This window comes from Lyngbya sp. CCY1209, from assembly GCF_055795065.1.
The window spans coordinates 1-11,779 of record NZ_JAYFER010000554.1 but is presented as its reverse complement, the minus strand read 5'-3'; the positions used below and the strand labels follow the sequence as shown (position 1 = coordinate 11,779).

The window sequence follows — 11,779 nt, the reverse complement described above, 5'->3', positions numbered from 1 at the left end:
GTAGGGGCTAGAAATCGCCAAGACACATGGAAGTTTCGGGTTCTGTTCCACGAACCGAACTGTAAACACACGAGCGCGATACTTGCGATACAAAACCTATAAAAGGGAATATAGCGGTTTTCGCTCCCATGAAATCGGAAGGAGTAGGGAGTCGGTCCTAGGGAGTAGAGAGATTGATCAGTCCTGGCCTGTAACCACGCGGCTCGCGCTACGCTATATAGGAGAAAGCGATCGCACCCTCTGCCTACCGTAATTTGATCAACAAATCGGCGACTGGCCCGATCGCACCGCGTGGATAAATTCGCTCCCCGAGTGGGGCCATCCCCGGCGATCGCCCGCCTCCCCCGGTTGTCCCCATCCCAACTGCAACAACATTTCTAAAAAATTCGACTTTTCCCACTTCCACAAACCCGCCCACTCCGTCCGCTGGGCGATCGCGTCCACCGCCCCCAACTCGATCCGCCGGTGATTTTTTCCCCCGTTCAAACTCAAATACAAATCCATATTTTGAGTCGCCGAATACCAAAATTCCAACAGCTCATTTTTTGCAGTTTTCAGCACTTCCAAATCTTTCGGCAACGCGATCAACTGGTCGGCGACCATCGGGTAACGCAGCGTTTTTTCCCCCACTTTAATCTGCCGCCAAATAATTCCCGAAACTTGATTTTCCCGCTGATATTGGTGCACCGCCGCCTTGAAATCTTGGTAGGCGGTAAACTTCTGAATGCCCTCCGGTTTCAAAAAGCGATCGATGACGGGATTTCCCACAGTGGGAGTCGCTTTCAGATTGAGGCGTCGCCCGTCGAGACAGGCTTTGCGCTCTTCGTGTAAAATTTGGAGCAGTTCCTCCGTGGTGTAAATCTTGGACATCGGAAGCATCCTCTAGCTGCCAAATTCGAGATTTTCGCCGTGAAAAGGGCGGAGGGGCAGAGGGGCAGAGGGGCAGAGGAGAAATTGATGTATTATTGTCTTCGCCTCCTCCGCTTCCTCCGCTTCCTCCGCTTCCCTTGCCTCCTATCTATCAGGCGGACTGAGTTTCGACGAGTTGATTTTCTTGGCGGAGATAAGCCTGAATAAAGGCATCCAATTCGCCATTCATCACGTCGTCGATCGCCGTCGTCTCTTCCCCCGTCCGCAAGTCTTTCACCATCTGATAGGGATGGAAAACGTAGTTGCGGATCTGGTTCCCCCAAGCTGCCTCCACCAGGTCGCCGCGAATTTCAGCCACGGCCTGGGCCCGCTGTTCCTGGGCTACGATCAGCAGTTTGGCTTTCAACAGGGCCATCGCCTTTTCCCGGTTTTGCAGTTGGCTGCGTTCCTGGGTGCAGCGGACCGCGATTCCCGTGGGAACGTGGACGATGCGGACGGCGGTTTCCACCTTGTTGACGTTCTGACCGCCCTTGCCCCCGGCGCGGGAGGTGGTGATTTCCAAGTCCTTTTCGGGGATGTCCAACTCGATGGACTCGTCCAAAATCGGCATCACCTCCACCCCGGCGAAACTGGTTTGGCGTTTGCCGTTGGCATTGAACGGGGAAATCCTCACCAGGCGGTGAGTGCCCTTTTCCGCCTTCAGATAGCCGTAGGCGTTGCGGCCTTCGATTTCCAGGGTGGCGGACTTGATCCCGGCTTCGTCACCCTCCGATAGTTCGGCGAGGTGGACTTTGTAGCCCTGACTCTCGCCCCAGCGGGTGTACATCCGCAGTAGCATTTGGGCCCAATCCTGGGCATCCGTGCCGCCGGCGCCGGCGTTGATCGCCAGAACCGCCCCGTTGCGGTCGTAGGGACCCGAGAGGAGTTGCTGCAATTCCCAGCGGTCGATCTCCCGGTTCAGGCGGATGACGTTCGTTTCCGCCTCCTGTCGTAGAGATTCGTCGGCTTCCAACTCCAGCAATTCGGCGATCGCCCCGGTATCTTCCAGGGTTTGCTGCCAGTTTCGCTGCTGTTCGAGGGCTGATTTGAGGTCGCTCAAATTTTGCAGCGTTTTCTGGGCGTGGGTCTGGTCGTCCCAAAAGTCCGGCTGGGCAGCCAGTTGCTCCAAATCCTGAATTTTAGCTTCGACGGCGGGAACGTCAAAGATACTCCTGGGTTTTACCCAGGCGCTCCGCCAACAGTTCGATTTCTCGTTTGATGTCTGCAACTTCCATCACGTTCGGCACAAAATAACTTCGTTTTATACTGTTTTAGAGTAGCAAAAAAATCGGGTTCAGAGCGATCGCCGCCCCGACATCGAGGGTCAAATCGTCGGAGACAGACCGAAATCGCCCGTCTCCGGCCCGCTTTCCGCGCCAAACACCGTCACACCACCTTCTCATTTATGCCCCGCCCCATTTCTGTCCCCGGAACCCCCCGAAACCCGACGCTTTTATCCTCCCGACAGGTCGATCGCCTCTGGGTACTGGGATTGTTCGCCGCCGCCGTCTTCCTGTTCACCCTCGATCTGGGGGGAGTCGCCCTGCGAGATTGGGACGAGGGCATCGTCGCCCAGGTCGCCCGGGAACTGGGGGAAGGAAATAACTGGCTGCACCCGACGTTGAACGGCGGTCCGTACCTGAACAAACCGCCCCTGGTGCACGGGTTGATCGCGATATTTTACGCGATCGCGGGGGCGAACGAGTGGACGGCCCGCCTCCCCGGCGCCCTGCTGACGGCGGCCTCCGTGCCCCTGCTGTACGCCCTGGGGCGCGAATTATTCCACCGCCGCACCCCGGCGATTTTTTCGGCCTTGGTGTACCTGACGCTGATTCCCGTCGTCCGCCACGGGCGTCTGGCGATGTTGGACGGGGCGGTGTTATTTTTTCTGATATTGATGATGGGGTGCGTGCTGCGATCGCGGCGAGATCTGCGCTACGCCCTCGGGTCGGGATTGGCCTTCGGCTTCCTGTGCCTGACGAAGGGGGTGCTGCTGGGGCTGCTGCTGGGGGCGATCGCATTCGGCTTCCTGCTGTGGGACACCCCCCGCCTGCTGACCTCGAAATTCCTGTGGATGGGGTTGGCGTTGGGGCTGGTTCCCGTGGCGTTCTGGTACGGCGCCCAGTGGCAGCATTACGGCCAGACGTTCATTCAGGCGAATTTGCTGAATCAATCCCTATTTCGGGTGTGGGATTCCGTGGAAAACCACCAGGGACCGCCCTGGTACTACCTGCTGGAAATCTTGGAGTCCACCTGGCCCTGGCTGCCGTTCGGGTTCGCGGGATTGATCATGGCTTGGCGCGATCGCAACTGGAGTTGGGCGCGGTTGATTTGGGTGTGGACGGGGGTTTACCTGGCGGCGATCTCTGTAATGGGCACCAAACTCCCCTGGTACGTCCTCCCCGTCTATCCGGCCTTCGCCCTGGCGACGGGCGCCTATCTGGCCGCCGTTTGGTACGAGGGGGACTCGGAAACGGGGCGCTGGCGGCGGACCCGGCGTTCCCGCCAGTCGGATGATCCCTGCCCCCGCCCCGATCGCCTCTGGCCCCTGTTTTCCCTGCTGGCCTTCGCCGCCTGGGTCGGTTGCCTGTATTTCGGGGGGACATTCGCGGGAAATTCTGTGCCCCCCGGCGATGCCAACTTGCAATTGGCCTGCGCGTCCGTGGCTTTGACAATGGCGGTGGCAACCCTGTTGCTCGTCGAACGCGATCGCCAGTTTTTGGTGATTTTAATCTGGGGGATGTACCTGTCCCTGTTGCTGTTCGTCTCCTCGAATTACTGGGTTTGGGAACTCGGCGAGGCTTACCCCGTCAAACCTGTGGCGAGTTTGATCCGGGAACACACCCCGCCGGGGGCCGAGATTTACACGTCCTATCCCCACTCCCGTCCGTCGTTGAACTTTTACAGCGATCGTCGGGTGGAACCGGGCGATCGGCAAACCCTACAACAGAAATGGTTCAATCGATCGTCGCCCTATTTGTTGCTGGACCAGACCGCCCTCGATACCCTAAAATTGAAGGATCTGAAATCCTTGGGAACTGCCGAGGGGTGGACGCTCGTCACCCGTTCCGCCACCCTCGACGACATCGAAGGGTTGAAGAAACTTTAGGGGGATGGTTCCGTGTCATCCTGACTTTCGACGGGTTCCACGATGGCGGGATCGGCCTGTCTCTCGGAGAGGTTGACCCGTTCCGTCGTCACCAAGGCGACACCTAGCAAAATGATACTGCCCGCGATCGCCACCAAAGACAGCCGCTTCCTCGAACAGATGTCGCGGCCGATGCGAGCCAAAGGATGGCTCTGGCGCCGCAGCATCCGCCCCATCGCCCACTGTTGCAACGCGAACGGATCTCGCACGTAATGACCGCTCTTGCTGATCACGAGATGGGTGTGGCAATTCGGACAGGTGAAGAGCCCGCCCAACATCCCGACTAAGGGCGAAATGCTGGTGTGGTGGCAAATCGGACAGGTGACCGAATGAGAATTAAAGGTATCAGCATTCATAGATAATTGTGTGTGAGTAAACGAACTGATGACCCGCTACAGTGTCTGTAACGTCTGGTGTTCACAGTAGAGATCCGCTATCGCTCTCTGTTTCCAGTCTACCGCTGTGACTGACACCCAAAGGCCAAAAATTAATGTCCTCTTCCTGTTTGAGAAGTGCGAGTGCACCTCATACAGCAACGAGCACCGGTCTGTTGAAAGTTGGGTGAGGAGGAAGAACCTCTACTGCCCTTGGCAAGGGGAGATGCGGTTTCAATTCCCTACACCCCACACCCGACACCCGACACCGGGCGCGAAGCGCTATACTTTCCATTTTCCCACCGATGAAGCCCACTCGGCAAGGTCTTGCAAGCCCACCGAACGGGTGAGGTTATATTGCAGCGGTGTGATTGTAATGTAATTGTTTCTGAGGGCGCTAACATCCGTCGGTAGATCGGTATCGGTTTCGGTGTCGATCACTTCTTCCACGTCTTCGAGGAGTTCTCCGGCAAGCCAGTAGTAGGTTTTTCCCCTCGGATCGACCCGCTTCTCGAAAATGTCGATGTAGCGGCGGATGCCCTGGCGGGCGACGGCTACGCCGACAATCTCTTCCGGTGGGAGGGCGGGGATGTTGACGTTCAGCAGGACGGGTTCGGGCAGGGGGCGTTGTGCGATCGCCGCGATCAGGGTTCGGGCAAAAGCCGCGGCGGTGTGGAATTCCCCGCCGGTGTAGCTGGCTAGACTGAAGGCGACGCTGGGGATGCCCTCGATGATGCCTTCCATCGCCGCCGATACCGTCCCCGAGTAGAGGATATCCGTCCCCAGGTTGGGTCCGTGGTTGATGCCGGCCAGTACCAGGTCCGGGCGATCGTCTAAAAGGGCGAACAGGGCTAATTTCACGCAGTCTGAGGGGGTCCCTGAACAGGACCAGGCCTTGACGGCGGGGTGGAAGACAGATTCGACCCTTTCGGCCCGGATGGGCTGGTGCAGGGTCAATCCGTGGCCGGTGGCGGACCGTTCGCGATCGGGGCACACCACGCTCACTTGGTGCCCGGCGTCGGCCAGGGCGTCGGCCAGGGCGCGGATGCCGGGGGCAAAGATGCCATCATCATTGCTGAGTAACAGTTTCATCGACAAGTTTCGATCCTCTGTCCCAGTTTATCTCGAATTGGGCGCTGGGGTGGCGATCGTCTTTAACCGGATAGCTAGAAACCGGGTTTCTACCCCCATCTCTCATCCCCCCGAAAAAACGCTCAGAGAAACCCGGTTTCTTCGCCCCCACCCCGAGCAAAAAAAGGCGATCGCATCGATAGAACATCGATGCGATCGCCTCTAATTGAACAACCGGCAATCAAGATTCGGGGGGTTTTGAGAATCCCCGCCATCCCGATCGGTTGGCGATGGGAGTCTGTTACTTGGCAGATTTCTTCGGGTTGCCTTTCTTCAGAACCAGACTGCCAAATCCGACCGCGATCGCAGAACCGATCATTGTCATCGGTTCGGGAACGTCTTGAATGGGGGTACCTTGAGCTTGAGCGTACACGGTTGCGGAATCGGGTTCAGACGTATCAATCGTGGAACCGTCTACGGAAGGTGGGAACCCAAGAAAAGGATAAATGTTTTGAGCTTGGGCTTTGGGAGCAACAGCCACAGTGCTGAGAATTGACAAGGCACCCGCGAGGGCGAGAAAACGATTTTTCATATTTTTGATTTTGAGTTGAACTTGTTAATCGTGTGCTTTCTACTGAGAATACGTTGGCGGGGACGAAATTTTGAATTTTTTGAGTTGGGCCCCGACTCTGGCTGGTGCACCCGGCTCGAACTTCTTCTGGGTTAATGGCTGCCCTTGGGAACTCTCGTCTGAAGACTTGATAACCAACTTAATCGAAACTTCGGATTGATGTCAACTCAATGGGCGGGATTTTATGAGATTTTTACAAATCTTCCGGAGTTCTTAAAATTTTTGTAAACTTTGCGTAAAAATCCGGATCATTTCATTTCTGATAACTGTGGGATACCCTCAGATCCATAAAAATACGGAAATTTCCGGAGTTCTGGTGGCCATATTAGCCCTCATTTGAGAAGCGATCGCCCCCCGAACGCCTGTAAGATTAACGGAGAAATTAGAAACCGGGTTTCTACCCCCATCTCTCATCCCCCCAAAAAAACGCTCCTAGAAACCCGGTTTCTTCATCCCCAACCCGACATCTAGAAACCGGGTTTCTACCCCCATCTCTCATCCCCCCAAAAAACGCTCCTAGAAACCCGGTTTCTTCGCCCCCACGATCGCCTGTAACTTTAACGGGGAAATGGATTGGCGGGATTTCCCACCCGGAAAAGGATCGTAAAAATATTGTCCGTCACCAACAGATTATTTCCAAATACGTCGTTTCCATAATCATATTCCTGATACTGCCAGCTCACCGAAAGGGTGGGACTGTTGGGCTGGTTTTTCAGCTTCCAAAAGACGGTGGCGCCGTAGAGGGAGCGGCTCGATGTTTTATCGATCGGCGCCACATAACCGGACAGGGTGAGGGTATCCACCGGACGGACGGAGAACTCGATCAGCAGGCGATCGTCGTAGGAATTGGGGAGGATATCGCCGAAATAGTTGGTCACGCCGAGGGACAAAATACCCCAGTTAAAACGGCCCGACAACGCCAGTTCGCTGGCCGGAGAAATGCTGACGATATCGCCGATCCGGGTTTCGCGATCGATGGCGTAATTGAAGAAACCGGAAACGGTAAAATTGGCGTTTTTTCCGAGGCGAAACCGTTTGGCGACATCGCCGAAAATTTGGCTGTAATAGTCGCGATCGGGGTTGAGATAGCCGATCGCACCCCCGCGAAAACTCCAGCCGTCGGTGGTGGTTCGGGTATAATCTGCCCCCAGGTAAACTTTGAGGGTTTCCGAAGCGATGACCCCGGTGTAGTAGCGGAAAATGTCTTGACTTCCCGTCCAGTTTCCGGTTAAACTGAGGTGGGGATAATATTGCATTTCTTCTCTGTAAATACTTTCGCGGATGAAGTTTACATCTTGCTGCAAAAAACTTAAATAAACTTGGGCGTAAAAGTTTTGTAAATTGGCGGTAGAAAATAGGTCTTGATTGACGGCAGATAATAACTCAACATTTGCATCTTCTCCCCCCTCCGCCCCGGCACGACTGATCGCCCGTTGGGGGCCGGTGGGCTGGTAGAAAATGCGATCGTCTTCAAAGTTGCGATCGATGACCGGGGACAGCCCCAGCCAGACGCTGTGATAACCCGCCCGGGGAATTTCACTGACACTTTGGATGTCGGGAGTCAAACTTTCCGCCCGCCCCAGTCCGGCCGAATAAATCGTAAAACTGCCGCTCGGTAAACGGGTATTATTTGGAGCCAAAAATAAGTTGCGGTTAATTCTGGTATTGGCGGGATTTTCGCTCCCTTCCAGGTCGGGGATGACGTCGGGCAAAAACTGCGCCCCGGCTTGGATAACTGTATTTAGCCAGCGATTTTCATCATCCCAAAATAGGGTAAATCCGTGAATCGTGCGCCCCAGAACTGCTTCGGTATCGTTGGCTTTCACCACCTGGCGAACCCGAGAAAAAGTCCCGGCGATGGTATAGTCGATTTCCTCTTCCCGGTCGATTTCGGCTCTTTGAGATTGGCTGTTTCCCGGAAAGGCGCCGGAATTTGGGAAGTAAAAATCCACCCCGATGGGTTGGCTGGAAGTCCCCCCTTGGAAACCGGGAAGCTGCATGAACGCGAAGGTTTCTGGTTCCAAAACATCCCCGACTTGGGAGGTTTGAAATACGCGGGTCGGCACGAACAATTCCGGGTCAATACTGTTGCGATCGATAACTAACCCGGGCATATAAGTACACTGTCCCTCACTGGGAGCATCGGGGAAAAAACAGGCGCCCGTCAAACTCATTTGAATTTCCAAACCGTTCATGGTTTGGGGTTCGGTGGTGGTGGTTTTCACCCTTCTTTCTAGAGGAACTGTCCGCAGTTGCAAGTAAGTCCCCCGCTGGTCCACTCGATAAATATTGGTTCGGCTGAGGCTTTCGATGACCTCGCTATGAAGTTTGAAAGTACCATCCAAAACGATGTCGCTATTTGTGGTATTAGCGAAGGCTTGCACGCCGCTCACCTGCCATTCGGTCAGGTGGCTGATGGGGACATCGTTGAGCAGTAAAGAGGTCGTCAGGGTGCTAATTTGGTCGTCTGGAGCGACGCGGGGGGGGATGAGATAGTGGGGGTCCGAGGGCGGAGGAGAGGGTTTGGGGGTTTTGTTTAATCCGGGATTTGGGGGTTCGGGTTCGGATGCCAAATTGGAGGATGGGGGTTGCAGGTCCGCTGCGGAAGTAGACGAGTTCGGCGTTTGTGCCGGGGCTGGGGAGAAGCCGGCTAGGTTGAGGATGGTTAAGGCAACCACAAGCGTGCGGTTGTATGATTTGACACATTTCCGAGTGGGGTTGGGGATGGATTTCAGGAGGGCAATCATTGTTAAGTGACGGCAAGTAGAGAAGTCAAAATGGGAAATATAAAATGAGGAACGTTCATATCTTTTTTCGTCATCAATTCAGCCGTGACCGGACGAATAAAATAACTGTTAAATTGCAAAATAATTTGAGATAAAATTAATCATCATCAAGGGTGCATCAATTATGGAAATTGATGCACCGCAAAATTGGGAGTAGTAGGTTGGGTGGAGTGCAACGGAACCCAACAAGGGCTATGTGATTCAGCTTCACCCAACCGAGAGCGGACTCAATTCAGAGGTTGATTACGGGAGGCCGGCTCCGAGAAAATCGCCGGCGTCAATCAGGGAGGCATCGACCCGGTACAAAGTGGCTAGGGTTTCGCCGTTGTACTCAATCAAAGTCGAGCTGCTGCGGGCGGTGACGGTCAGGGCACTGAAGTCCACGGTGGCTCCCATACCATCCAAGACTTGGATAGTATCGACGCCATCTTCAAAGCCGTAGATCAGATCCCGGCCCATACCCTCTTGCAGGACAAACAGATCGCTCCCGGCGTCCCCGTAGAGGCGATCGCGACCCGCGCCCCCATTCAACTCGTCGTTTCCATCCCCGCCATAGAGGAGGTCGTCCCCATCCCCGCCGTTGAGGAAGTCGTTACCTGCATCGCCGCGAAGCCGATCGCGACCCGCGCCCCCATTCAACTCGTCGTCTCCGTTTCCGCCATAGAGGAGGTCGTCCCCATCCCCGCCGTTGAGGATGTCGTCATCCCCGTAACCGTAGAGGCGATCGCGACCCGCGCCCCCGGTCAGGTTGTCATCGGCAACGCCACCCCGCAGGATTCCCGAACCCGTCAAAGTCTGGCCGATGTCGTTGACGTTGATAGTGAGGGTTTCGGTATACTCCGAACCGCCCGAATCGGTGGTTTGGACGTTAATGCTGTAAGTCGCCTGGGTGTCGTGGTCGGGGGAAGTATTGATTTTGAGTCGATCGCCCTCTATGGTGAAGTCGGCGTCGTCGGTTCCCCCGGCCAAGCTGTAAGTGAAGCTATCCCCCGCGTCGGGGTCGGCGGTCCCCAACCGTCCCACCGTCGTACCTGCGGCTACCTTCTCGTTAACGGTATCGTTGCTGAGGGTGACGGCCGTGGGGGCTTCGTTAACATCGTTGACGTTGACGATGAAGCCCTCTTCGTAGCTGAGTCCGCCCGGGTCCGTGGTGCGGACGCGGACGTTGTACCAAGACTTGGTTTCAAAGTCCGGGGAATTGTTGATTTGCAGTTGATCGCCGCTGATGGTGAAGGCGCCGTTATCGGTATCTCCGGCGCCGCCAACCAACTCGTAAGTGAAGGTGGTATCCGTCGCGTTGGGGTCGGTGGTGGAGAAAGTGCCGACTACCGCACCTGCGACCACATTTTCATCGATGGTGTTGACATCGAGGGTCAGGTCGGTGGGGGGATCTTCGTCGAGGTCGTTGATATTGACGGTGAATTGTTCCTCGTAAATCAGCCCCCCCGAGTCGGTGGTTTGCACTCGGATGCTGTAACTCGACTTGGTTTCAAAGTCCGGGGAATTGTTGATTTGCAGTTGACCGCCGCTGATGGTGAAGGCGCCGTTATCGGTATCTCCGGCACCGGCAACCAACGTGTAAGTGAAGCTCTCTCCTGCATCCGGGTCGGTGGTGGAGAAAGTGCCGACTACCGCACCTGCGACCACATTTTCATCGATGCTGTTGACATCGAGGGTGAGGTCGGTGGGCGCATTAATAGGAGCAGGGCTACCAGATATGTGCAGCGTGTATGTGTCTCCTGCTTCTGGTGCAATTCCTGTGATACCTCCAGGTTCTCCAGACGATCCAATCCTCCCTACCCCGATTACATAATAACCACCTGCGGAAAAATTGTATGTTATGTATGAGGGGAAATTACCTCCCGTATGCCCAGTTTCGGTGTTATCATCGCTCTCTGCGAGCGGGTTGCCACTGGTGTCATACAAAAATAACTCCGTGTCAAAATTATTGTCATCGATGTCAAACCTCCATGTACCAGGTTCGGCATTAAAACGATAATAATCAAAAGTGCCACCACCAGTTCCTGAAATCGAAACATGAGGAATGGTCGTCGAGATATTCGTACCATCGTAGGCTTGAATATCGGCATTTAAAGTCAAGCTGAAGTCGCCAGGATTGAGGAACTGAGCCGTAGCGATGGTGTTGTTCGGTTCGGTTTCTGAAATCGTGTTCAATACGCCCTGATAACTCCCCATCGCTTCGGGAGTCAAGGCTTCGGGCAACTCGGCTCGGCCCGTCCTCACCTCCAACTCCCAGTTCCCACCTTTGAAAGCGGCTCCCGTCAGGGACTTGGAAGCGGCAATCTCGGCTCCGGTCAACTGGTGCAATTTGGCGACGAATTCTTCCCCCGCATCCCCCGCGGCGACGCGACAACCGTAGAGCAGCAGGTTGTCCGCACCCCACCGCCGCAGTTGGGGGGCGTAGCGGTTCAGGGTGTCCAAACTCAGTTCGCCGTCGCCCAGATACAGGCAACCGGGGGCACCGTGGGAGATGATGTGGACTGCGCCGACATTCCGACGCCCTTGCAAAACTCGGCTGATTTGCTCGACCCCATCGGCCATTTTTTCGAGCAGAAAAACTTCGGCGGTGGAAATCACGCCCTCAATCAGTTGTTCGGCGTTTTCCACTCCGGCATCAATAAAAACGAGTGGGGTGGACTCGGGCAGGGTTTGGGCCGTATCAAATTTAGGTTGCATCACAGAAGTGTCCTGGATATTGATATAAAGTGACGGTTTCCCGCTTCCGGGGCGGGGAATGGGATCTGCACCCGGGCTATAGCAGTGTGAAATGATTCGTGAAAAATTGATCGACTCAAAGCCCCCAGTATTGGGGGTTTGGGGGCCAGACAATTTTACAAAT

The 11,779-nt window shown here is 55.4% G+C and carries 8 protein-coding genes; 1 reads left to right on the top strand and 7 read right to left on the bottom strand.

The annotated features are described in order from the left end of the window. Positions 1–258: 258 nt before the first annotated feature. Both AC0QHF_RS19410 and prfB read right to left on the bottom strand, forming a co-directional pair. The gene (locus AC0QHF_RS19410) at positions 259–870 is read right to left on the bottom strand and encodes a hypothetical protein (RefSeq protein WP_324705888.1); all 612 of its coding nucleotides are present in this window, start codon (positions 868–870) and stop codon (positions 259–261) included. A gap of 151 nt (positions 871–1,021) precedes the next feature. Then, positions 1,022–2,144 (bottom strand): peptide chain release factor 2 gene (prfB, locus tag AC0QHF_RS19405; RefSeq protein ID WP_324705887.1). Its coding sequence is split into 2 segments (ribosomal slippage): positions 1,022–2,071 and positions 2,073–2,144, totalling 1,122 coding nucleotides; the frame shifts between segments, so codons are not numbered across the junction. Between the two features lie 170 nt (positions 2,145–2,314). Between prfB and AC0QHF_RS19400 the strand changes: the two genes are divergently transcribed. Beyond that, positions 2,315–4,018 carry an ArnT family glycosyltransferase gene (locus AC0QHF_RS19400; protein ID WP_324705886.1) on the top strand — a complete coding sequence of 568 codons (1,704 nt, stop codon included), beginning with the start codon at positions 2,315–2,317 and terminating at the stop codon, positions 4,016–4,018. Here AC0QHF_RS19400 and AC0QHF_RS19395 read toward each other — a convergent pair. The 5 genes from AC0QHF_RS19395 to AC0QHF_RS19375 all read right to left on the bottom strand — a co-directional run bounded on the left by AC0QHF_RS19395 (position 4,015) and on the right by AC0QHF_RS19375 (position 11,616). Next, a complete protein-coding gene (locus AC0QHF_RS19395; RefSeq protein ID WP_324705885.1) occupies positions 4,015–4,413 on the bottom strand; it encodes a hypothetical protein in 399 nt (132 codons plus the stop codon). The genes AC0QHF_RS19400 and AC0QHF_RS19395 overlap by 4 nt on opposite strands. Before the next feature lie 300 nt (positions 4,414–4,713). Further along, a complete protein-coding gene (gene surE, locus AC0QHF_RS19390; protein WP_324705884.1) occupies positions 4,714–5,523 on the bottom strand; it encodes a 5'/3'-nucleotidase SurE in 810 nt (269 codons plus the stop codon). A 280-nt stretch (positions 5,524–5,803) separates the two neighbouring features. Then, positions 5,804–6,094 carry a PEP-CTERM sorting domain-containing protein gene (locus tag AC0QHF_RS19385; RefSeq protein ID WP_324705883.1) on the bottom strand — a complete coding sequence of 97 codons (291 nt, stop codon included), beginning with the start codon at positions 6,092–6,094 and terminating at the stop codon, positions 5,804–5,806. A gap of 596 nt (positions 6,095–6,690) precedes the next feature. Continuing rightward, positions 6,691–8,811: a hypothetical protein gene (locus AC0QHF_RS19380; RefSeq protein WP_324705882.1), complete on the bottom strand. Its 2,121-nt coding sequence runs from the start codon at positions 8,809–8,811 to the stop codon at positions 6,691–6,693. 351 nt (positions 8,812–9,162) lie between these two features. Beyond that, positions 9,163–11,616, bottom strand: coding sequence for a DUF4347 domain-containing protein (locus AC0QHF_RS19375; protein WP_324705889.1), 2,454 nt, complete (start codon positions 11,614–11,616; stop codon positions 9,163–9,165). Between the last annotated feature and the right edge of the window lie 163 nt (positions 11,617–11,779).